The following is a 24,318-nucleotide window of genomic DNA, read 5'->3' as shown; positions in this document are numbered from 1 at the left end:
ATTTATGCTACAGTTACAATAACTGAATCTTTGTAGGAGGTACGCCAAGTGCATACGTTATTATCAGTTTTACTTATTATTGTATCGATTTTAATGATTGTTATGGTACTTATGCAGTCTAGTAATAGCTCAGGCCTTTCAGGTGCAATTTCAGGCGGTGCAGAGCAATTATTTGGTAAGCAAAAAGCACGTGGGATTGAAGCGGTATTAAACCGCATTACAATTGTTTTAGCTGTATTGTTCTTCGCATTAACAATTGGTGTTACGTACTTGAACTTATAGAATTGAAAGAAGAAGCGTTAGTAAAATGTACTAATGGTTCTTCTTTTTTTGTTTTGCCATTTGAAAGATGTTTCTAATTAGATTATAGAAATATAAATATGGTACACTAAGATATAGAAAGAATACGACTAGATTACAGAAGAGAAAGAGGAGAAGTACATGATGAAATTAGCATCTCCGAAACCATTTACATTTGAGGGTGGAGACCGCGCTGTTTTATTACTACATGGATTCACAGGGAACTCAGCTGATGTACGTATGTTAGGGCGTTTCTTAGAAAAGAAAGGCTACACTTGTCATGCGCCAATTTATAAAGGGCACGGTGTACCACCAGAAGAGCTTGTTCATACAGGTCCTACAGATTGGTGGCAAGATGTAACGGAGGCATATCAGCTTTTAAAAGATAAAGGTTTTGAGAAAATTGCTGTTGTTGGATTGTCACTTGGCGGCGTATTTTCTTTAAAATTGGGTTATACAGTACCGGTTTTAGGTGTAGTACCAATGTGTGCACCTATGTATATTAAGAGCGAAGAAACGATGTACCAAGGTATATTGGCATATGCCCGCGAATATAAAAAACGTGAGCAAAAATCACCAGAACAAATTGAACAAGAAATGTTGGAATTCCAAAAGACACCGATGAATACATTAAAAGCATTACAACAATTAATTGCTGACGTACGTAACAATGTGGATATGATTTATGCGCCAACATTTGTTGTACAAGCACGTCATGACGAAATGATTAATACAGATAGTGCTAACATTATTTATAACGGTGTAGAATCTACGTTAAAAGACATTAAATGGTACGAAGACTCTACGCATGTCATTACACTTGATAAACAACGCGACGAGCTACATGAGGATGTATATAACTTCTTGGAGCAACTAGATTGGTAAGATCTAGTTGCCTCTTTTTTTCATAAGGAATTTTTTGTGAAAACTGTAAAAATCATAAGGGGAGTATTGAAGTTTCACTTTATACATCCCCTATCTTTCGGATACACTAAATAATATAAGGTTTTAAAGGAGGTATTTTTGCTTGGAAGAAATCATACAAGAACATATTGATAAGTTGTTATTATTTATGAGAGAAGAAGCGTATAAACCGCTAACGATACAAGAGTTAGAAGAGGCATTTGGGATTGAAGGTTCTGAGGGCTTTAAAGATTTCGTAAAGGCACTTGTAACGATGGAAGAAAAGGGACTTGTTATTCGTACTCGTAGCAACCGTTACGGTCTTCCTGAAAAGATGAATTTAATACGCGGTAAGTTAATTGGACATGCACGTGGTTTTGCATTCGTTGTACCAGATGAGAAGAAAACGGGAGACGATGACCTTTTCATACCGCCTACAGAATTAAACGGTGCGCTTCATGGCGATACAGTATTAGCACGCCTTAGTTCCCAATCGAGTGGTTCGCGTCAAGAAGGTTCAATTGTACGCATTTTAGAACGCGGAACGAAAGAGTTAGTTGGTACATATACAGAATCGAAAAACTTTGGGTTCGTTATACCTGACAATAAGCGCTGGACAAGTGACATTTTCGTATTGAAAAGTGCATCTATGGGCGCTGTAGAAGGTCATAAAGTAGTTGTGAAAATTACGAGCTATCCAGAGAATCGTTTAAGTGCAGAAGGTGAAGTTATTCAAATTCTAGGTCATAAAAATGATCCAGGAGTAGATATTTTATCTGTCATTCATAAACATCACTTGCCTTTAGCGTTCCCTGAAGAAGTGATGGAACATGCCAACAGTGTACCAGAAACGATTTCAGAAGAAGATTTAAAAGATCGCCGTGATCTACGTGACCAAATGATCGTAACGATTGACGGTGCAGACGCAAAAGATTTAGATGATGCTGTTACAGTAACGAAACTTGAGAACGGTAACTACAAGCTAGGCGTTCACATTGCGGATGTAAGTCATTACGTTCAAGAAGGTTCTCCAATTGATGTAGAAGCAGCGGAAAGAGCGACGAGTGTGTATCTTGTTGACCGTGTAATTCCGATGATTCCACACCGTCTATCTAACGGTATTTGTTCATTAAATCCGAAAGTAGACCGTCTGACATTATCTTGTGAAATGGAAATCAACAACTTAGGTGATGTTGTTAAACACGAGATTTTCCAAAGTGTGATTAAAACGACAGAGCGTATGACTTATGCTGACGTAAGAAGCATTTTAGAAGATGAGGACGAAGAGTTAATTAAGCGTTATGAGCCGCTCGTACCGATGTTTAAAGAGATGGGTCAATTGGCACAAATTTTACGTGAAAAACGTATGCGCCGTGGTGCAATTGACTTTGACTTTAAAGAAGCGAAAGTATTAGTGGATGAAGAAGGAAAACCGACAGACGTTGTCATGCGCGATCGTTCTGTATCAGAGAAGTTAATTGAAGAATTTATGCTTGTTGCGAATGAAACAGTAGCAGAGCACTTCCACTGGATGAACGTACCATTCATGTACCGTGTCCATGAAGATCCGAAAGAAGATAAGTTAGAGCGTTTCTTCGAGTTTGTAACGAACTTCGGATATGCGGTAAAAGGACGTGCGAATGAAGTACATCCTCGTGCGCTGCAACAAATTCTTGAAATGGTTCAAGGGCAGCCAGAAGAAGTAGTTATTTCAACAGTAATGCTTCGTTCTATGAAGCAAGCGCGTTACGATGCGGATAGCTTAGGACATTTCGGTTTATCAACTGAGTTCTACACGCATTTCACATCACCAATTCGTCGTTACCCGGATACAATCGTTCATAGATTAATTCGTGAATACATTATTAACGGTAAAGTCGACAACGAAACGCAAGCAAAATGGCGTGAAAAATTACCTGAGATTGCAGAGCATTCTTCTAATATGGAACGTCGTGCTGTTGAAGCAGAGCGTGAAACAGATGAGATGAAAAAAGCAGAGTATATGGTTGATAAGATCGGTGAAGAGTATGACGGTATGATTAGCTCTGTAACAAACTTCGGTTTATTCGTAGAGCTTCCAAATACAATTGAAGGTCTTGTACACGTTAGTTATTTAACGGATGATTACTACCGTTATGACGAGCAACATTTCGCTATGATCGGAGAACGTACAGGAAACGTATTCCGCATCGGTGACGAAATTACAATTCGCGTTATTAACGTAAACAAAGACGAGCGTGCAATCGACTTTGAAATCGTTGGCATGAAAGGCACACCTCGCCGTAAGTTCAAAGATCGTCCAGTCGTTATCGAGCAGCCAAGAACAGGCAGAAAGAAACGCGGTGGACGTAGCGAGCGCAGTAATGAGCGCGGCGGTGACCGTGGCACAGGTAGAAAATTTGACCGTGGTGGTAAAGGAAAAGGAAGAGGATCTGCATCTGCATCCGCTTCTGCTAGCCAGCCAGGAAAAAAAGATGGTAACGGTAAGAAGAAAAAAGCATTCTTCGAAAACGTACCAGGATTCAAGAAGAAAAAGAAAAAGCGTAAGTAAGAAAAGAGTGGCTTCGCTTTGATGAAAAGCGGGGCCGTTTTCTTTTTTATTGGTGGCTCGAGAGCGAGCCACTTTCGCTTTTTGTATAATCCAGCTACAGTGGCTAGAATCTGTTGGCCATTTCACTCCCTCGGACGAAGCAAAAAGCGCTTCTCTGTCGGGAGTTCCAATGTCCAAAGATTCTGAGCGAGCCACTTTCGCTTTTTATTAACATTTGTTACAATAGTAAAAATAGAGGAGGGACGTTATATGCCAAAGGGTACAGGTAAGGTTATTGCACAGAACAAAAAAGCATTTCATGATTATTTCATCGAAGAAACATACGAAGCAGGGCTTGTCCTTCAAGGAACGGAAATTAAGTCGATTCGCGCTGGACGCGTAAACTTGAAAGATGCGTTTGCACGTGTACATAATGGTGAAGTATGGGTTCATAATATGCACATTAATACGTACGAACAAGGGAATCGTTTCAACCATGATCCACTTCGTACGAGAAAATTACTTCTGCATAAAAAAGAAATTGATAAACTAGCGGGCGCTGCAAAAGAAACAGGTTACGCATTAGTTCCACTTAGAATTTATTTGAAAAATGGATTTGCAAAGATGGCACTTGGTTTAGCAAAAGGTAAGAAGCAATACGATAAACGTCACGATTTAAAAGAGAAAGAAGCTAAACGTGAAATTGCACGCGCGTTCCGTGATCGCCAAAAGATGTAATACAGATATTTACATTTGTAAAATGGAGCGCGTATGTTATAATAACTTATGTAAGGTTGTTGCACATTGAAAAACAGCTCTTAGTAGCTATCACGATATTTTCTTCGTATGCTCCATTTTTATCATGGGGACGTTACGGATTCGACAGGGATAGTTCGAGCTTAGGTTGCGAGTCGAGGGGATCGGCCTCGTTAAAACGTCAAAGCCTATAATTGGCAAACAAAACAATCTTTCTTTAGCTGCTTAATTGCACTAAAGGTTCCTCCCTCCATCGTCCATGTGGTAGGGTAAGGGACTCAAACTAAGTGGACTACGCCGGAGTTCGCCGTCTGAGGACAAAGGAAGAGAACAACCAGACTAGCAACTTGGAAGCCTGTCGATAGGCCGAAGAGTTCGCGAAATGCTAATATATCGACTACACTCGTAGAAGCTTAAGTGCCGATATTTTTGGACGTGGGTTCGACTCCCACCGTCTCCACCAATACATATTTGGTGGTTTTTTTATTTTGTGTGATATGAACCATAAGTTTGCCGGAACGGCAAGCTTATGGTTCTTTTTGTTTACGGCAAACTTATGGTTCCAAAAGTAAAAGGAGTATCTCTTGCTTAACAAGAGATACTCCTTTTATTTGTTTTTAATAATTATTTATTATTTTACACCTAATTTTTCTTTTGTTTTTGTTGGTAAATCTGCTTTTTGTACTTCTTCATAAGATTTAACCTCTGTGTTTGGTATATCTGTTTTCTTTTCGTCCTCTTGTTTAATGTAAAGGCGTAAAAATGCATTTTCTTTCATTTTTTCATTATCTGGTTTTTCGCTAGTGAAAGTAACCTTTTTTTCTTCCCCATCTTCATTATAAGTAGGTAAAGTATAGACACGTCTATTATCTTTGATCTCACCTTCACCTTGGATTTGAACGTAGTATTCTTCTGTGCCAATTTTACTTGGTGAAGATACATCACATCCAACCGCAAAGCTAGCGAATAGTGCGAAAGTAGCGCATGAAGCAAGTAATTTTTTCATATGAAAACTCCTCTATAAGTTATTTGTGTATTTAAATTGGACTAACTAGTTATTAGTTTACAAGGAATTAATGTTTGCAAACATTGATGTATCTAACTGGAAACTTACATTTTTGTAAGGAACCCTTATTTTGAAATTTATCTATATAAAAAGTGATTTTTAGTCATCTTGAATGATTTTAAATTTAAAGTAGTAATAAAGATATATTACATGAAAAGTTGTTGAGCGATTTTAATAACAGCAGCAATACCAGATAGTAAAACGAAACCGCCTAAGCAAGAAACAGTAACAATTTGGTTGAATAATAAGTCTTGGTTTTCTTTCATGAGAATTCGCTCCTTTAAGTAATTTGGTAATGTATGATTGCAATGAAAGTAAAAGGGTATATTACATGAAAAGTTGTTGAGCAATTTTAATAACAGCAGCAACACCAGTTAGTAAAAGGGAACCGCCTAAGCAAGAAACAGTAACGATTTGGTTGAATAATAAGTCTTGGTTTTCTTTCATGAGAATTCGCTCCTTTAAGTGATTTGATAATGTATGATTGCAATGAATTTATATATTACATGAAAAGTTGTTGAGTGATTTTAATAATAGCAGCAACACCAGTTAGTAAAAGGGAACCGCCTAAGCAAGAAACAGTAACGATTTGGTTGAATAATAAGTCTTGGTTTTCTTTCATGAGAATTCGCTCCTTTAATAGTGTTTTTATTTTTGATTGATTATCTACTTTTAGTTTATATAAAATGTAAGATTGGAAACATCGAAGTAACTAACGATTGGCTTACAGTATTGTAAGGAATCTTACAGAAGTATGAAAAAAGGCTATTCTATTGAAAGAATAGCCGAAGCTGAAGTAGATGTTGTTATGGAGTTCTCTCATCTAACTTCATGTTTTTTATGAATTGTTTCGTTTCTGGATTCGTAAGGAGAAGTAAGCGGAAGGATGTTCCACCGTAATAAACGCATTTCTTGATTTTAGTAACTATTGTTTGTTTTTGTGTAGGAGAAAGACAATCGATATCATTTTCTTCTAACAAATAAATAACCTCTAACATATTCTTTTCTGCTTTTTGGGCGATACGATTAGATTTGAATTTTATATACATGAAATTAATGGTTGCCCCAATTGTATAAGGTAATAAAGCTAATTGAGCTTTCTTTTCTAAATTTGTTTTAAAATCATTCATATTAAAATTCGTTTCCTCGTCAATTAGTACAGAAACATCTTGAATAAAAATAACGAGTAATAATAGCGTTGTTGCAATCATTGAATTGGATATGAAAAAAGCATTTTCTGTACGACTTAGTTGATAAGGAGGTCGTATCCATACAATTCCCATTTGGACAATAATGCCGATGAAAATCGTTAAGATGATAGAAAAGTTATTTAAAAGGTCAAAATGAGTTAAACTACCTATTGTTGATAATAAACTAGTACTTATTATCGCTCCAGCGATAACTGAAGAGAGTATTAATACTATGGTCATTAATATATTTGTCCATTGTAGTGCAAGATAAAGGCTGGTTACTGTTACTGCACTTAGAAGTAAAATCATTTGCATCACATTAGAGAATAGGTCTGAAAAAGACGATGAGATGGATGCATTAATTTGTAATAAGCTGTTGAAGCTCAATACAGCGATAAGCAGGCTGTACAATATTTTTGTATAACATTTGTAAATGTATCTACGATAAGGTAATTCTTTATGGGAGTCAAAGAGAGAAAAGAAGGTTAATTCTTTTACCTTTTGATGTTCTTGCTTCATTTCGAAGTAAATATTTTTAGCGAAATATAAATAAAGTAACAAGACCATAAGCCAACTAATAGTAACGAGCCACAATCCGTAAGACTCCCTAGTGTTAAAGAGAATAGAAATTATTTTTGTTCCCATATACATATAAATAGCAATAAGAATAAATGCATTTGTTTTTTTTCTTAAGTTATAGGCAGAAAATTTTCTGATTTGTTTGCTGAAGAAAAAGTATAGAGAATTTCTTAGTAGTTGTTTCACATGCTGCAATAAAATAGCTCCTTTCGTTTATTCAATCAGTTGTTGAAATTTAAAATAGAATCAAGTGCATATATTAGTATAGTGGATAAATGATTAATATGGGATATAAAAAAGCTGGTGACAGCATGTCACCAGCTTTTTATTATCTTTCTTTCGGAAGTACAATCCCTTTATACAATCGAACTGTAATTAAATAATAAACAGTATAGATCACTGCGAAAATTGCCAGTGGAATCCAAATACGGAAGTATGGGTCAACCACAATGACGGAGAACAGATTCATACCAACAATTACATGGGAGATGCCAATGGTAGCTGGGAATAAGAATACTAACAATAACTCTTTATAGATGGACCTCGCTAATAGTTCGCGACGTACTCCTATTTTACGTAACATTTGATAGCGCTTTGTATCTTTTGTTGCACCAGATAGAATTTTGAACATTAAGCAACTTGCCATCATAGCTAAGAAAGCAATTCCTAAGAAGAAGCCCATAAAGACTGTACCACTTGTGAAATTGTACATGAATTCGTAAAAGCTAAATTTACTATTCAACTGATCCGTAGTTATATCTTTATATTTTGTTAATTGTAATTGATTAAGTTCTTTCCATTCTTTCTTATAAGCTACATAATCATTAGTTTTTCCGATTACAACATATTGTTCCGCTGTTTTTATTTGATTGTACATCTTTTGGTCTACAATTTTTATATGTTGTTGTTTGTATAAGTATTCAGGCTGTATTTCTTTGAATACATTCTTCCATTCTTCAGAAAGAGTAGGACCGTCAATTGTATCATTTTGACCTTTCTTTACAATTGCTCCCACTGGAAGCTCACTTGCAGTTCTTTCTACTTTACCGATTTTCTTTTGCTCAAATCCAATTTGAACGAGAGGTCGATCCTTTTCTAAGTCTTCTTTCAAGTAGTAAACAAATTGCTGGTCAACTTTGTAGCGATAATCCGCTTGTTCTTCAAATTTGATCTTTTTTAATACTTTTTTCTCATCTGCTGTTGGGTTGTGAATTGCTACATCATATAGGTAAGAAATATCAGTAGCTAGGCTAATATTGTTTTTAAAAGCCATTCCGCCAGCAATTGCCCCAACTGCAAGTGCAATTAACATTGCTACAGTTGCTAATACTTTTGTTAAATCATTTACTCGGAAGGTTAATTGAGCAAAAGTAAAAGAGTTTAATCCTTTTTCATTTAATGGCTTAATTTTTTTGAGTAATTTCATAGTTAGCGGTAATAAAGAGATGAAAATAAGATATGTTCCTAATGTCGTTGCTACTGTAGCGATAGGAAATCCAGCAAATGATAAAGTTTCTATGTTTATTAACGCTGCATATCCAATTGCTAATGAACCAGCACCAATTACTGATACAAAGAAAGTTTTGATTCCTTTTACTGAAGGTTTGTCTGTTTTCATCTCAGAATGAACCAGTTGTAATATTGTAATGCGAGATAGTTTCGCTGTATTCATAATGGCAGCTAAGAAAAACAGAATGAAGAAAAATATTACTGTTACACGAATAGATGGAATATAAAGAGCATGGTATCCATCGGAAGCAAACTCTAACTCTTTCATGAGAAGTTGTCCGATTCCTTTAGAAAGTCCAATACCGATTCCAATCCCAATAATAAGTGAAGTGATACCGATAGCTAAAGTTTCTATAAACATGAGCATTGTAATTTTATATTTTTTCGCACCTAACATCATATACATACCGAACTCTTTTTGCCTTAATGACAGTAAAAATGAATTCGCATATAAGATGTAGAAGAAGGTGATAGTCGCTAATAAAAATGAACCTATTTGAAAGATGATTCCAATAGTGCTAACCATTGCATTTGCTTTAATAAATGAATCATTCATCGCTAGTGTTTGGAACATATAAAAGATAGAAATGGACATAACAAGTCCAATTAATAAGACAATGTAATCTCTTATTTTACTTTTTAGTCCTGACATCGAAAGTTTGAGTAACATGTTGTAAAATTCCTTTCTTATGCTTTTTGTGTACCTAAATCAGCAAGTACATTTAAAATTTCTTTATAAAACATTTCGCGGTTTGTTGTACGATGTAGTTCTCTATACAGCTCTCCATCTTGAATGAACAAAATGCGCTGGCAGTAACTTGCGCTAAATGGATCGTGAGTAACCATCATAATTGAAACATTTTGTTCTTCATTGAGACTTTTCATTGCATCTAAAAGGCTAGTTGCATTTTTAGAATCAAGTGCTCCAGTTGGTTCATCTCCTAAAATAATCGCGGGCTCATGAACGAGTGCACGTGCAGCGGCAGAACGTTGTTTTTGGCCACCGGATACTTCTGAAGGATACTTTTGAAGAATTGCTGAAATTCCTAACATCTCTGCTACTTTTGTTACTTTTGGTCCAATTTTTCGAGAAGGAACACCTTGCAGGGAAAGTGGCAATGCAATATTTTCATAGATTGATAAATTTTCTAAAAGGTTAAAGTCTTGAAAAATAAATCCTAATTTTTTGGAACGGAAATCAGAGAGTGCGCCTTGCTTCATTTTTGTAATATCCGTACCTGCAATTTCAACTTTTCCGTCTGTTGCATGATCTAATGTAGAAATTACATTTAATAATGTTGTTTTTCCTGAACCAGATGGCCCCATAATTCCTACAAATTCACCTTCTCGAATTGAAAATGATACACCTTTTAAGGCATATGACTGATTTTCACCTTTTTTACCATATACTTTCTGAACATTTTTTACGTCTACAACAGGTCTTTGCATTTTTATATCCTCCTATATGTTATTTCTTATTATTATTTTTTTCGGATAGGCATTAAGTTCCAATAAGTTAAGCAACGCCAGATCCATTCTACAGGTCCAAAATTAAAATATTTTAACCAAACATTACTAATCACGATTTGAAAAATCCATGTTAGGAAACACATACTCACCATAGCGATTGCTGGTGAAAATACGCTTAGAGTTATTGGTAAAATGAACATTCCAATAAAGGTCTGTCCTAAATAATTACTCATTCCCATTCTCCCGTAAGCTTGTAATGGTTTTAATACAGTGCTTCCTACTGTACTTTTCAACAGAGCTACAAGGATTAAAATATAAGTTATTGTGAGAAATGGTTGTAAAATGTTTAGTAATATAAAAGATAGCTTTGCACTTGGTGTTAGCATCTGTACAGTAACCCCAGTAATAGAAACAATACTAAACATAATAATGAGCAATTTATGAAGTTTTGGGCGTTGTTTTAATTTAGTAAGAACATCCAACTTCATTAGTGAATACCCTTCTATAAAATAGATTAAAAATGAAGTTATCATAGTTAATATTTGAAGAGCATCAAGAAATGGAGGTATGTTCGACTTTAACTGAAATATATAATCGTAAGATATTATACTTACGATTATGCCCATTACATGTAAGCTTAAAGAAATTACTAACAATAATCGGCCAGGAACTTTATGAAGACTTAATAATAGTAACCCGACAATGGCGTAAGAAATTAAGACATCTCCTCCCCAAACACTAGCATGTAATAAACCAATTACTGCTAGTATGATCATACGGCGTATATAGATAAAATATGGTTGACCTTTTGCTTTTGCTCGAGCTAAGAATAGGGCTGATCCAGCTCCAAATAGTAGTGAGAAAATGGCATAAAACTTTCCGGTTACAAAAATGTTAATCCATTTATCATCTGGTAAAGTAGTATTGGATACATCAGCTTCGTTAAAAAACATTGATATATTCACTAAGAAAATGCCAATTAAGGCAAAACCTCGTATGACATCTAAATCAACAATTCGATTCTTTTGAGGTAAACTTTGTTTTATTGCATTCATAATTCATACATCCTTTCTATTATGATTTTTAGTGCATGTATTAAATCTGCGACGATATCAGATTAACGCTCCAGTATTGCTTGATTAACTATTGTTAGTTTACAAGTGATTAAAAGTTGCAAACATCGATGTACCTAACTGGAATCTTACATTTTTGTAAGGAACCTTCATGTAGATATTTTTTATGTACATAAAAAGACTCTAAGGAATTACTGATAAGTAGTAATTCTTTAGAGTCTTTTTGATGAGTAATAAGTTAACTTGATAATCAAATGAATTGAATGAAAAAACAAATAAAACTGAAAATGGCATAAAAAGAAAAATTTGTTATAATAGCGAATGTTGTATATTTTGGAGGTGAAGAACTTGGGTGCTTATTTATTCCCAATTAAGACGGCGATAATTACATTTCCAATCGCTGGTTTTATTTTATTAATTCCTTTTTTAATTTGGCAGTATCGTAAGCATGGGTATATTAATTATTTACGTATGTTTGTTTTGTACTCTTTATTATTATTTTCAATGGCGGCCTATTATTTAATTATTTTACCGTTTCCGGCAACGTTTGATACGTGTAGTATGCAACGTCCAGGAACACAGCATTATCAACTAACACCTTTTACTTCAATCATGGACATCTTGAGAGAAACAAAGGTGAATTTTGCGAATCCGATGTCATACATTGGAATTTTGAAAGAGCGTGCATTTTTACAGGTGGCATTTAACTTTCTTTTATTGTTACCATTAGGCATTTATTTACGATATTATTTCCGTCGTAATCTGTTACAAACTGTTATTATTACATTTTTTGTTTCCTTATTCTTCGAAGTTACACAATTAACAGGATTCTATGGATTATATAATTGTCCATATCGTTTATTTGATGTTGATGATTTATTCTTAAATACGCTTGGTGGATTTGCAGGATATATGATTGCACCAATATTTACTTATTTCCTACCAGATGTACATGCGATGGATGAAAAAGTTGATCTTGAAAATAAACCAGTTCGTATGACACGACGTTTCCTTGCTCTTTGGATGGATTGGTTTGTTATTGGGATTGTGACTTCTTTAATATTCAATGTTAAAGTTTCCGTGGCATTTATATTTAACCCTGCTGAAAAATTGGACGAGCTTTTACTTGTCTTCGTTTGGATATTCGTTTATTTTATTGTTTTTCCTTATTTCACAAATGGGAAAACAATTGGGAAATGGATTCTTCATTTTAGAGTAAAAGGGCAAGGAAAGAGAATTACATTCATTGAATTATGTAAACGCTATGGCCTATTATATTACGGGATTGGTGGTATCAATTATATTTTAATTGCTTCTAGAGTATTGAATGAGCAATTAGAGATAATTTTCATTTTACTATTCTTTATTTTCAATGGTTTAATCTTATTGCATTTTGTATTGCATATTTTCAAACGAGATAAGCGTTTATTCTATGAGAAAATGAGTAAAACGTATAATGTGATAACTTTTAAAAAGAATAAATAAAAAAAGCATCTGTTGAGATGCTTTTTTTTATTTATTCACAATGTTATTGTAGGATTTTACTGTCAGTATATAGTAAGCAAAATAAATCAATGTATATGCAACTATGGTAGTTAAAACTGGAATGAAAATATCTATGCCAAGTGTATTAGAAAGTGCATTTAAAGCGACAATACTATGCAAGCTACCGATAGTAAGTGGCAGAATAAATATGAAGGCTATTTGTTTTGCAATCGATTTAAAGATGATTTGCTTACTTACACCCAGTTTACGTAAAATAATATATTTATCTTGATCTATAGTTGCTTCTGTTAATTGTTTAAAGTAAATGATGCTTCCAGTTGCAGCTAAAAAGACAAGCCCTAAAAATACACCAGCGAAGATGACTAATCCTGTGGCTTCCACAACACCTGTATAAGCGCTGTATTTAGATATTAAATTGATGTCTTTAGGAAGGAGTATTTGCAGTGCTTTTGTTAACTCCTTAGTATTTTTGTCATCGGATACTTTATATGCTTGTAGCATATAGGGTTCTTGTTTTTTTGTAATATCAGAAAAAACTTTGTCGGTCACTACGATAGTGAATTCATGTAATGAGTCATTTAGTATATTATCTTGAATTTTCCCTACAAATTGCAATGAATAATCATTACCTGAAAGATGCAGTTTTGCTTTGCCATTTTTATATTCAGTTTGAAACGTATTACTCTTATTTGCATCAAGGGCAACCGCTTCTAAATTTTGAAGGGATACTTTTATATCCTTATTCGTTTTATCGGCTAGGGTATTGACTGTACTCTCCGATAATAAATTTAATTCTTTAGGATTTCTTTCAAAATCGACTGGCAAGATGCCATTCACCTGTAAGTCTGCTTTTATTTTTATTAAAGGGATAGCAATTTTCTCTTTTATTGTATGATTAGAGTTTCTTATTGTATTTTCAATTTGCTGATCTATATGTGAATCTGTTTTTACATACATAAAACTAAACGGTTCTGTTTTATCAATCATTACTTTATTTTTATAATACATACTATAAGAAGCACCGATTCCACACAGTGTGACTGCACTTAATAGTGCAATGGCAGTTAGTGTTTTTGCGTTTGCTTGAATGCGTGCTAATAGTTGAGATACACTAACTACATTAATCCCACGGTAATAGCGTGTTTTATTCTTCTGTAAGCCAAGTAATAAGAAAACAGTAAAAGAACGAAATATGAAATATGTACCGATAATAGAACCACCTAAAATAATACACATATTCCGTATCTTATGGTCTATCCATATAGAAGAGAGAAAAGGTTGAAGTGCGAACCAGTAAGAAGAGATAACTAAAATAATTCCTAATAAAGCGGTCCATATAGATCCTTTTGGAATGAGCTCACCTTGTCTTTCAGCCTGAAGTAATTCAATTAATTTGAACTTATAAATTATGCTATAACCTTGAAAAGATGTTATTAAAATAATAACGGTAAATACGAGTATGGTATGCATGATTGCTTCTAGAGAAATAGAAAAAGAAATAGCAGTTGATAATTGCATTATTTTTAAAAGTAACATGGAAAACACCTTTGAGAGTAAAGCTCCGATGCTCATTCCTATAATGAGTGCAATAATTCCTATGATGAGATTTTCATAAAATAACATGGCACCAATTTGACGTTTTCGAACACCTAGTAAGGAGTATAATGCAATTTCTTTTTTTCTTCTCTTTGTGAAAAATGAATTTGAATACGAAATGAATATTGCTACAAAAATGATTAGAATAACAGAAGAAGCTTTAAAAACATCTGCAATCCCTTTGGTTGTACTCGTTTGCTCTACGATATAACCGTTATATTGTAGCGATACAAAAATGAAATAAATGACAATACTAAGTATCATAGATGCAAAGTATAGTACATAATTTTTTAGGTTTCTTTGTAAGTTTCTTTTGATGATACTAAATGGTGTCATGACCGCTACCTCCAAGAGCAGAAAGAATATGTAATAGTTTTTGGAAAAATTCTTCCTGTGGCATCTCACCCTTTACAAGTTCTGTGAAAAGTTTTCCATCTTTAATAAAGAGGATGCGTTCGCAATAACTTGCTACAAAAGGATCATGCGTAACCATCAAAATAGTGGCTAGTTGTTTTTTATTTAATGCTTGTAGGCTGTGTAGTAAATGAGCTGCTGATTTAGAGTCCAGTGCACCTGTAGGTTCATCAGCTAAAATTAATTTAGGTTTTCCTATAATAGCCCTCGCTGCTGCAGTACGCTGCTGTTGTCCACCGGAAATTTGATACGGATATTTATTTAGCAGTCCTTGAATGCCGAACATTGTTGCAACTTCATCTACACGTGCATCAATTTCTTGTGCATTCATATTTCTTAAAGCAAGTGGTAGAAGTATATTATCCTTTATCGTTAACGTATCAAGTAAATTGTAGTCTTGAAAAATAAAGCCTAATGTGTCACTACGGAATGCAGTAAGTTGTTCTTCTTTCATTTTTATAACATTTCTTCCATCAACAATAATTTCTCCTGTGGTTGGTATATCAATTGTCGATAATATATTTAATAAAGTAGATTTTCCAGATCCAGATGGACCCATTATGCCAACGAATTCACCTTCAAAAATTGTGAGATCAATATCATGGAGGGCAGTAAATATGCTACCTCTATTACTAAAGACCTTCCTTACGTGTTTTGCCTGTAATACGGGGTTCAATATAGATCCTCCTCTATTGTATGATAAGCTTATTGTATGGTAATTTTATACCCTAAACCATAGGACAACCTTACAAATTATAATTCAAACCTTACAAACTTGTAAGGTTAAAATAGTGCTAGGAGGCAAACCTTTTATGAAAATTTTATTAGTTGAAGATGAACCAACCATTCGTGAAACCGTGGCCGATGAGTTAGGGAAATGGGGATTTGAAGTATGGGCGAGTACAAACTTTGAACAGATTTTAAACGATTTTTTGGCTCAATCTCCGCAACTTGTTTTACTTGATATTAACCTTCCTTATTTTGATGGATTTTATTGGTGTAGAAAAATTCGTGAAGTATCGAAAGTACCAATTATTTTCTTGTCATCTCGTGATAATCCTATGGATATGGTAATGGCCATGAATATGGGGGGAGATGATTTTGTACAGAAACCATTTTATACAGATGTTTTAGTGGCTAAAATTCAGGCTCTTATGAGACGTACATATTCTTATACACAAACTGAAACAAATGTTGTTGAATATGAAGGTGTCGTATTAAATTTACAGAGCGGGGAAGTAACATATCATCATCAAATATTGGAATTAACAAAAAACGAATTTAAAATTTTACAGATATTAATGCAAAATATAGGATCGATTGTAAGTCGCGATAATATCATGCGTAAACTCTGGGAAAATGAAAGTTTTGTTGATGATAATACATTAACAGTAAACGTTGCTCGTGTAAGGAAGAAGCTTGCTGAACTTGGAAAAGAGGAATTTATACATACGAAGAAAGGGCAGGGTTACATTATTACATGAGTATTTTTCGTTACATAAAAGAACGTCGTTATTTTATGCTTCTGTACTTTTTGATTATGTTATTTATTTCTACCATGATTTATTTAAGTGAGGGATTAAGTAATACGAAAGAAAATCTTTTGTATATCAATGTTGTAAGTGCAATTTTTATTCTTATCTATCTTATAATCGGGTATTTTTATCATAAAAGATTTTATAAAGAACTTTATATTGCTCTTCATTTAGAGCAGGATACAGTTATTGCAATCCCAAATCCACATACATATGAACAGGAACTATATACAGATATATTAAAAAAACTGTACTTAGAGCAACAAGAGCAAATGTACGTATTGCACGAGGAAAAGAAAGAATATCATGATTTTATTATGTCGTGGATTCATGAAGTTAAAATACCGATTGCTGCTAGTCAACTATTGATGCGCAGTGGCAAACCAGCGGATATTTTAATTGATAAATTAGAGGATGAGTTAGGAAAAATAGATCACTTTGTTGAACAAGCTTTATACTATTCACGGCTTGATTCTTTTTCAAAAGATTATTTCATTCAAGAAGTTTCTCTAGAGGCGATTACGGGTGCTAGTATGAAAAAATATGCTAAGTCATTTATTTCAAAGCGCATTCAATTTGAACGTACAAACTTACAACTTCTAGTAGAGAGTGATACAAAATGGCTATCTTTTATTGTTGATCAGATTGTAGCAAATGCATTGAAGTATACTGATTCACATGGAGAAATTAAGTTTAGTGGGGAAGAAGACAAAGCGGAAAAGCGTCTCATTATTCAAGATAATGGAATTGGTATTAAGCTTGAAGACGTTGGACGAGTATTTGAACGTGGATTTACAGGGGTGAATGGACGAATTCATACGAAATCAACTGGATTAGGATTATATTTAGCGAAACGATTGTCTCATAAATTAGGGCATGATATTTCTATTGAATCGAAAGAGAATGAATATACAAAAGTGACAATACACTTTCCTAAAGGGGATCAATATCATACGATCGCTAAAGTATAAAAAGCATATCTTCTGTGGAAGATGTGCTTTTTTATATAGAAAAAAATACTGTATAGTGCTTTTAATATCATATAAATTTTAAGTTTAATCCTAGAAAAAGAAGTCTAAACTTAAATAGAGAGAAAATTCGATTAATAGAGGTTGGGAGAAAATATGAAATTTCCTAATGCGAATTTTAGGACACTTTATGCATTGACTCCAAGAGAAATTGAAAACGGTATGTGTGAAAGCTTAACAAGTTATATTGTACGTTTGTCGCAAGAACATAATGTTATGTTGGGAACATTAATTAATAAAATAATAGCCCCTATGCTAGATAATAATTATGTATTAAATAGCAGTATTCATGGAGGGAATCGTTTTTATGACGGAACAAAGAGTCTAAATGGTTTTGACAAAAGTGCATCAGAATTCACTCGTGTTTTAGAGCTGTTAACAGGTAGGAATGATATAAAGGATATAACAAGTTTAGAAGTTAAAGAGTTGGTCTCATCAAGAAATTTACTAAAAAGTAGATTAGCTTGGTGTCCCCTATGTTTAAAACAATGGGGGGAAGAGAAGGCTTACTACCCGTTGATTTGGTTTTTTTATGATGTGAAAGCTTGTTTACAACACAATTGTGAATTGGTTGAAGAGTGCTCTGGTTGTAGGAAAAGCCTTCCCATTTTACACAGAAAAAGTATGATTGGTTATTGTCCGTATTGTAATAAGTGGCTGGGGCTGGATAAAACTAAGGAATTAAGAGACGATCTAGAGTTATTTAAAGCTCAAGAAGTAAGTATATTAATAGCCAATCGTCCTTTTTTAGCCTATAAATACAGCGGAAAATCTATTTCAGATGCTCTTTTTCAATTAATTAATGGTTATACGGATGGAAATTTAGCGGGATTTGCAAAAATTATTAATATCCCAAAAGCTACATTATGGGATTGGGTTTATGGTGAAAGACGCCCTTCATTAGGAAAAATCTTAGATATTTGTTTTAGAATCAATACTCCTTTAATGCGGTTCTTGAGCAGAGATTTTCCTTTAGATCTCACAATAAATGTACCGACTGAACGGAAGCAAGGGCGAAAGAAAATAATAAGAAGAAAAATTAATCGAGAGAAACTACAGAAAAAATTAGAAGATTTTCTTTTGATACATCCTTCCTTGTCCCTATCTAAGATTTCGAAACTAATAGGATATGACAGGAAGGTATTAATGTCTAATTTTCCAGAGGTATGTCGTCTGATTGTAAACCAACATAAAGAATATTGTATTCAACAAAAACAGAATAAAAATCTTAAGTTAATGGAAAGTGTTGATAAGGCAATTAACTATCTTCAAGAAAATGAAGTCTATCCTAGTCGAAGGGAAGTTGAAAAGTTTTTAAGGAAACCAGGTCTTCTACATGAAAGGCAAATACGAGAAAAGTGGTTAGAGAAAATATCGGAATGAAAAGGTGAGAGGAGTCTATTTATGTTAAGTGATTTTGAATTTGAACAGCTTTGCTTGAGATTAAATATGCCTCAAAAGACAAAGGAATTCATAAACTATATACGTAAATCTGAACCTGTACGTCGTGTGGGTGGAGGTGGTCATAATGTTTGTGGGACATACCCTAGCAAAAAGATGGGATGCACAATTCAATATGAATCTTCAAAGGTTGAGTTACCAGCTATTTTTATGATGGAGAACGATCCGAATGTTTTAGAGTATTATGATCAACCGACTAAAATTAAACTTCAATATCAAAAGTCCAATGGTAAAAAAGTCGCACCAATTTATACTCCGGATTTTTTAGTAATTACAAAAGATGCTATTTACTTTGAAGAATGGAAAACCGAAAAGGAGCTCATAAAATTATTTGAAAAAGAGCCAGTCAGATATAAGAAAAATGAACTGGATCAATGGTGTTCTCCACCAGCTGAACAATGGGCAATGGAACATGCTTTGAAATTTAAGGTTAGATCGGATAGTGAAATTAATTGGATATTGTCTCGTAATTTTCAGTTTTTAGATGATTATTTAAGAACTGGTCAACAACATGTATCAAATGATATTAGAAATGTTATCTTCAACATAATTAAAACTTCTCCAGGAATATCCCTTCAAGATCTAATTCAATCTTCTCATTTATATTCAGCGGATCATGTATACAAGTTAATAATATGTAATGAAATTTATGTTGATTTAAATACTTATTTACTCAGTGAGCCAGATAGGAATCCGGTATATATAAGTGTTGAGCAATATCATTCCTTTATAAATAGTCTTGTTAATGAGCAAAAACAAGAAAGTTGTAAAACTGAAATAGTGAGAACTGATATAGGTACTAATATAATGTGGGATGGTAATCAATATCTAATTATTAATAACGGTAATGGACAGATAACTCTATTATCTTCAGAAGAAAAGATTGTTAAAGTCCCGCAAAATGTATTTATAGATTTATTTGTAGAAGGAAATATTAGAGGAATTAATACAATTAGTCGTGAAAAAGAAAAAATAAGAAGAGAAATACTTATACAAGCGAAACAAGCTGATTATGAAATTGCAAATCGAAGATATGAGTTAGTAAAGAGAAAACTAAATGGAGAATTAAATGAGAATAATGATGTACCTTTAAGAACGATGAGGGAGTGGACTAAAAAATTTAAAGAAGCACAACTTTTATACGGAAATGGTTATTTAGGCTTACTTCCTAAAAGTAAAGATAAGGGGAATAGAAGTGATAAATTGCCATCGGAATCCATTGAACTTATGAATAAATACATTGAACAAGAGTATGAGACCAATAAACAAAAGTCAATGAGAGTGGTTTATGGTTCATTACTTAATGCTTGTGATGAAAAAGGAATTATTGCACCAAGTTATAAAACATTTACGAATTATATTAAATTACGTCCAAAAGCCTTGGGAATAGAAAAGAGAAAAGGGAAAAGAGCATCATATAATTATACTCAATTTTATTGGGAGCTAGATCTAAAGACACCTAGACATGGAGAGAGAGCTTTCCACATTAGCCATATTGATCATACAGAACTAGACATTGAGCTCATTGATTCGAAAACAAATAAATCATTGGGAAGACCATGGTTGACTCTTATGACGGATGCTTACTCTAGAAAAGTTTTATCCTTTTTTTTAACATTTGATCCCCCTAGTTATCGTTCTGTCATGATGGTGATGAGAGAGTGTGTTAGAAGGCATTCTAGACTACCTCAAACAGTTGTTGTAGATAATGGTAGGGAATTTGGTAGTGTGTATTTTGAAACTTTTTTAGCTTATTTTGAAATTACTAAGAAATCTAGACCACCTGCTAAATCTAGATTTGGTTCTGTAATTGAAAGAATGTTTGGGACGACTAATACAATGTTTATCCATAATTTAAAAGGCAACACATTGATTATGAAAGATGTTCGTCAAGTTACGAAAAGTGTAAATCCAAAGACTCATGCGGTATGGACAATTAAAGATCTACATGGATATTTAAGTAGTTGGTTTGATGCTGTATATCATGAGCTTCCTCATCCGGCATTGGGGCAAACACCTTTAGAATGTTTCGAACAGAGTCTTACAATGAGTGGATTTAGGGAATCTAAATTAATTCGTTATGATGATGAGTTTAAAATTCTAACCTTCCCTTCAACCCCTAAAGGTACAGCAAAGGTACATGTAGGGCGTGGTGTGAAAATTGATTATAAATATTATTGGTGTAGTGAATTTAGTAATCCAAAAGTGGAAAGTACAAATGTAGCTGTTAGATACGACCCTTATGATATCAGTATCGCTTATGCATATGTAAATAATAAATGGGTTAGATGTATATCGGAGTACTATTCAATTTTTAGAAATCGAACAGAGAGAGAGTTAAAACATATTACGGCTGAGCTCAAAAAAAGGTTTAAGAATCATAATAAGTCGTTTAATATTTCTGCAAAAATGATAGCCGACTTTATTAACAAGAGCGAAAAAAGTGAAAGAGCATTTGAACAGGCAATTAAAGATCGAGAAATGCAATCAATTGTTAGTAAGGAGAAAGGTGATAGATTAATTATTGAAAATCAACAAGAAGCTGAGGAAGCATTTACTAGCCAGGAAAAGATCAATGTATTGAATTTTGAGTTTAGGCCATTAAAGCGATTTGGTGAAGGAGGGTAATGATGTCTTCGCAAAGAAATTTTCCCCAAGAACTTTTATTAGAGTCTAGTGAAAAAAGAGGGACATGGTTTGAACAATATGTAAAAGTTGAACATCCTATTATGGAGAATATTGTAGAGGATTTAGTTGAGCGTATTAAAAACCCGGCTGGAAGTAATTTAGTTATGGTAGTTGGTCCAACTGGGGTGGGGAAGACTACTGTGCAAGAATTGGTAGTACGTAAAATTTATCAGTGGTGTGCCGAAAAAGAAGACATAGATAACAGGATACCCATTACAGGCTTAGAGTTACCCTCTCCAGAATTAGGAAGATTTAATTGGAAAGCTTATTATAAAAGGGCATTAGAAGCTTTAAATGAACCATTAATTGATTTTAAGGTAGATTACGATACTTTAAAAAAGGATGGAAATAGAACAAAAATAAGTCCTTATGACAAAAGAACATCTCCTGAATTAAGGCGTTCTTTAGAAAAAGCATTTTATTATAGAAAGCCTTTGGCTTTTTTAGTTGATGAAGCTCAACATTTTTCAAATATTGCAAGTGGAAAAACGTTGCACTTGCAATTAGATGTTATTAAATCCTTAGCAAATATATCAGGTGTATTACATATCCTTGTTGGTCATTATGATTTAGCCGACTTTATTAATTTAAGTGGACAATTAAGTAGAAGGGTCACAGATATTCATTTTGCAAGATATAATGCCAATAATATTGATGAGCTAAAAAACTTTGTAAATGTTATAGCAAATTTACAACAACAGTTGCCTTTAGAAAAGGAACCAGATTTAATAAATCATTATGATTTTATATATGAGCGTACCCTGGGATGCGTAGGGATTTTGAAAGATTGGCTTAGTCGATGTTTAGTTGGCACTCTAAATAATGGTGAGGTAACAATCAGTTTACAGTCTTTGAAAAAATATGCTTTACCCATTAGTAAAATAGAAGTAATGATGGAAGAGATTAAAATTGGTGAAGATAAATTTAATGAAGATAAAGATAAAGTTAGTGAATTACGAGTGAAAATGGGATTAGATAAATTTAATGTAGATTCAGTAAATCAAATTGGAAATCTGCAAAGTAAATCAAAGAAAAATGTAGGAGTTAGAAAAGCGAAACGTGATGTAGTAGGGAGGTGAAATAATGGGGACTCAAGGTATAGATCAAGAAATGCGGAATGAATATCAAGTAAATATTAGCTCCCTCTATTCAATAGAACCTATGGGTATAGGGACGCCATATGTAGAAAGCTTAACTAGTTACATAGCTAGATTAGCATATGAACATTCTGTATTACCAGGGACAATAATTAGAAAGTTACTTCCTAATGTATTAAGTGTCGACTATCTAAGGATGAAATATAAGAAAGGTGGAACATCCAATTATGTGGAAAAGCTTTGTGGGATTAATAGCATAAGTTTAGATCTTGTGCAGGCTTTAGAAAAATTAACTAACAGAAATGATATTATTTTTATGACATTGAATCCTTTAAAATCTTTATTTAATAACAGGAATGTCATTGATAATTATAGAAAATGGTGTCCTTGTTGCCTTGATGATTGGAGAGCGAAGGAACAAATAATTTATGAACCATTACTTTGGCAAATAGAGTTGGTGATGTATTGTCCTATTCATCAATGTGCATTACAAAATAAATGTCCTAATTGTAAGAGAAAGCTAAAGGCGCTAAATAATTGGTTTCAAAATGGTATTTGTCAATATTGTTCGGTTTGGTTGGGGGCTAGTAATAGGGAAAAAGTTAATTGGGATGAAAAGTCTAAAGTTTTAATAGAGAATTATTGTGAATTGTTAGCAGCAAGTTATAGACATACAAATATTCCAACCAAAGAAAAAATGTGTTGTATCTTAAAGGCTATTAAAGATTCATTACAATATAATAACAAAGAATTTGCTAAGTTATTCAATGTTTACCCAGAGACAGTTAGTAATTGGATTAAAGGTAGCAAATTTATTAGCATTAATTCTTTGCTTGATTTTTCTTATAATACCAATACTTCAATTTATGGAATATTTATTAAAGAAGATTTTTCCTCACTAAATGTTCTAACAAAATTACCGCATACATTTAATAAGAGAGAAACTATTTTAAAAGAAAAAATAAATTTTAACCAAGCATATCTGAGTTTATTAAAGGATGAAAAATTAACTTTTAATCAAATATGTAAAAAAACCTCAAGGACCCCAAGTTTTTTTGTGAATAATTTTCCAAATGAAGCTAGAAAAAAAGTAGATGCAACGAAACAAAAAGCTAAACGAAAAAGGGACAATGCTCAAGAGTTATTAATTAAAGTTTTAAATGAAGGCTTACATAGAGAATTAAGTTTAAAGGCATTAGCAAATGAGTATGGCTATTCTAGAAATTACTTATATAAATATGCTCCAGAAAAATGTAAGGAAATATCCGAACGTTATAAAATTTTCAAAGGAAATCAACAAAGAAAAAAGAAGGAAAAAATATTAATTGAAATAAGGGAAGTAGCAATTGAACTTCATAAAGAAAATCAATATCCATCTACTAGTAAAATTGCTGAGAGAATGAATAATAGTGGTCTTTTTTTTAATGATGAATTTAAAGTATTTCGTAGAAAAATATTAAAAGAATTAGGATGTGAAGCTAAGGGACATTAATAGTGGCTTGCAAGTAAAAGATTGATTTATATCTTAATTTTTAAATGGGAGAATGTTTGTCTTTTGCATATTATGTTAATTTGTGTACCTACTGTAACCTTAACATATAATTTAAAAAAGTTGAA

The 24,318-nt window shown here is 33.2% G+C and carries 19 protein-coding genes and 1 other RNA gene; 12 read left to right on the top strand and 8 right to left on the bottom strand.

Going from position 1 to position 24,318, the window contains the following annotated elements; translation table 11 throughout:
• Nucleotides 1-48 precede the first annotated feature (48 nt).
• The 5 genes from secG (at nucleotide 49) to ssrA (ending at nucleotide 4,952) form a co-directional block, all read left to right on the top strand.
• On the top strand, nucleotides 49-282 hold the full coding sequence (secG, locus tag DN399_RS25245) for a preprotein translocase subunit SecG (RefSeq protein ID WP_000557262.1): 234 nt from the start codon (nucleotides 49-51) through the stop codon (nucleotides 280-282).
• A 162-nt stretch (nucleotides 283-444) separates the two neighbouring features.
• Nucleotides 445-1,185 (top strand): carboxylesterase, encoded by a 741-nt coding sequence (gene estA / locus DN399_RS25240; RefSeq protein ID WP_000761986.1) that lies wholly within the window; start codon nucleotides 445-447, stop codon nucleotides 1,183-1,185.
• A gap of 142 nt (nucleotides 1,186-1,327) precedes the next feature.
• Nucleotides 1,328-3,754 (top strand): ribonuclease R, encoded by a 2,427-nt coding sequence (gene rnr, locus DN399_RS25235; RefSeq protein WP_071739841.1) that lies wholly within the window; start codon nucleotides 1,328-1,330, stop codon nucleotides 3,752-3,754.
• 249 nt (nucleotides 3,755-4,003) lie between these two features.
• Complete coding sequence (smpB, locus tag DN399_RS25230; RefSeq protein WP_001123919.1) at nucleotides 4,004-4,471, top strand: SsrA-binding protein; 468 nt, start codon at nucleotides 4,004-4,006, stop codon at nucleotides 4,469-4,471.
• Between the two features lie 126 nt (nucleotides 4,472-4,597).
• Nucleotides 4,598-4,952: a transfer-messenger RNA gene (ssrA, locus tag DN399_RS25225) on the top strand.
• A 168-nt stretch (nucleotides 4,953-5,120) separates the two neighbouring features.
• Here ssrA and DN399_RS25220 read toward each other — a convergent pair.
• The 6 genes from DN399_RS25220 to DN399_RS25195 all read right to left on the bottom strand — a co-directional run bounded on the left by DN399_RS25220 (nucleotide 5,121) and on the right by DN399_RS25195 (nucleotide 11,358).
• Nucleotides 5,121-5,495, bottom strand: a complete 375-nt coding sequence (locus DN399_RS25220; RefSeq protein ID WP_149150038.1) for a YxeA family protein — start codon at nucleotides 5,493-5,495, stop codon at nucleotides 5,121-5,123.
• A gap of 206 nt (nucleotides 5,496-5,701) precedes the next feature.
• On the bottom strand, nucleotides 5,702-5,821 hold the full coding sequence (locus DN399_RS25215) for a DUF4027 family protein (RefSeq protein ID WP_149150037.1): 120 nt from the start codon (nucleotides 5,819-5,821) through the stop codon (nucleotides 5,702-5,704).
• A 540-nt stretch (nucleotides 5,822-6,361) separates the two neighbouring features.
• Complete coding sequence (locus DN399_RS25210; RefSeq protein WP_149150036.1) at nucleotides 6,362-7,519, bottom strand: AcrB/AcrD/AcrF family protein; 1,158 nt, start codon at nucleotides 7,517-7,519, stop codon at nucleotides 6,362-6,364.
• Nucleotides 7,520-7,652: 133 nt separating this feature from the next.
• Complete coding sequence (locus tag DN399_RS25205) at nucleotides 7,653-9,503, bottom strand: FtsX-like permease family protein (RefSeq protein ID WP_149150035.1); 1,851 nt, start codon at nucleotides 9,501-9,503, stop codon at nucleotides 7,653-7,655.
• A gap of 17 nt (nucleotides 9,504-9,520) precedes the next feature.
• The gene (locus DN399_RS25200; protein ID WP_147806422.1) at nucleotides 9,521-10,282 is read right to left on the bottom strand and encodes an ABC transporter ATP-binding protein; all 762 of its coding nucleotides are present in this window, start codon (nucleotides 10,280-10,282) and stop codon (nucleotides 9,521-9,523) included.
• A 32-nt stretch (nucleotides 10,283-10,314) separates the two neighbouring features.
• The gene (locus DN399_RS25195) at nucleotides 10,315-11,358 is read right to left on the bottom strand and encodes a DUF418 domain-containing protein (RefSeq protein ID WP_147806421.1); all 1,044 of its coding nucleotides are present in this window, start codon (nucleotides 11,356-11,358) and stop codon (nucleotides 10,315-10,317) included.
• Between the two features lie 366 nt (nucleotides 11,359-11,724).
• On the opposite strand from DN399_RS25195, the gene DN399_RS25190 reads away from it, so the two are divergent.
• Nucleotides 11,725-12,861, top strand: a complete 1,137-nt coding sequence (locus tag DN399_RS25190) for a VanZ family protein (protein WP_149150034.1) — start codon at nucleotides 11,725-11,727, stop codon at nucleotides 12,859-12,861.
• A 27-nt stretch (nucleotides 12,862-12,888) separates the two neighbouring features.
• Here the strand turns inward: DN399_RS25190 and DN399_RS25185 are convergent, their stop codons facing one another.
• Nucleotides 12,889-14,814, bottom strand: a complete 1,926-nt coding sequence (locus DN399_RS25185; RefSeq protein ID WP_149150033.1) for an FtsX-like permease family protein — start codon at nucleotides 14,812-14,814, stop codon at nucleotides 12,889-12,891.
• Nucleotides 14,801-15,568: an ABC transporter ATP-binding protein gene (locus DN399_RS25180; RefSeq protein WP_149150032.1), complete on the bottom strand. Its 768-nt coding sequence runs from the start codon at nucleotides 15,566-15,568 to the stop codon at nucleotides 14,801-14,803. The genes DN399_RS25185 and DN399_RS25180 overlap by 14 nt, the downstream gene beginning before the upstream one ends.
• 136 nt (nucleotides 15,569-15,704) lie before the next feature.
• Here DN399_RS25180 and DN399_RS25175 point away from each other — a divergent pair, with 136 nt between their 5' ends.
• The 6 genes from DN399_RS25175 (at nucleotide 15,705) to DN399_RS25150 (ending at nucleotide 24,193) form a co-directional block, all read left to right on the top strand.
• Nucleotides 15,705-16,376 carry a response regulator transcription factor gene (locus DN399_RS25175; protein WP_149150031.1) on the top strand — a complete coding sequence of 224 codons (672 nt, stop codon included), beginning with the start codon at nucleotides 15,705-15,707 and terminating at the stop codon, nucleotides 16,374-16,376.
• Nucleotides 16,373-17,398 carry a sensor histidine kinase gene (locus DN399_RS25170; RefSeq protein WP_149150030.1) on the top strand — a complete coding sequence of 342 codons (1,026 nt, stop codon included), beginning with the start codon at nucleotides 16,373-16,375 and terminating at the stop codon, nucleotides 17,396-17,398. Before DN399_RS25175 ends, DN399_RS25170 begins: the two co-directional genes overlap by 4 nt.
• Before the next feature lie 153 nt (nucleotides 17,399-17,551).
• Nucleotides 17,552-18,838, top strand: a complete 1,287-nt coding sequence (locus DN399_RS25165) for a TniQ family protein (RefSeq protein WP_149150029.1) — start codon at nucleotides 17,552-17,554, stop codon at nucleotides 18,836-18,838.
• A 21-nt stretch (nucleotides 18,839-18,859) separates the two neighbouring features.
• The gene (locus DN399_RS25160) at nucleotides 18,860-21,544 is read left to right on the top strand and encodes a TnsA endonuclease N-terminal domain-containing protein (RefSeq protein ID WP_149150028.1); all 2,685 of its coding nucleotides are present in this window, start codon (nucleotides 18,860-18,862) and stop codon (nucleotides 21,542-21,544) included.
• A gap of 2 nt (nucleotides 21,545-21,546) precedes the next feature.
• Nucleotides 21,547-22,683, top strand: coding sequence for an AAA family ATPase (locus DN399_RS25155; protein WP_158080533.1), 1,137 nt, complete (start codon nucleotides 21,547-21,549; stop codon nucleotides 22,681-22,683).
• Between the two features lie 4 nt (nucleotides 22,684-22,687).
• Nucleotides 22,688-24,193, top strand: a complete 1,506-nt coding sequence (locus DN399_RS25150; RefSeq protein WP_149150027.1) for a TniQ family protein — start codon at nucleotides 22,688-22,690, stop codon at nucleotides 24,191-24,193.
• Nucleotides 24,194-24,318 lie beyond the last annotated feature (125 nt).

This window comes from Bacillus sp. AR4-2 (assembly GCF_008274865.1).
Lineage (GTDB): Bacteria > Bacillota > Bacilli > Bacillales > Bacillaceae_G > Bacillus_A > Bacillus_A cereus.
This window is presented reverse-complemented; position numbering and strand designations above follow the sequence as displayed.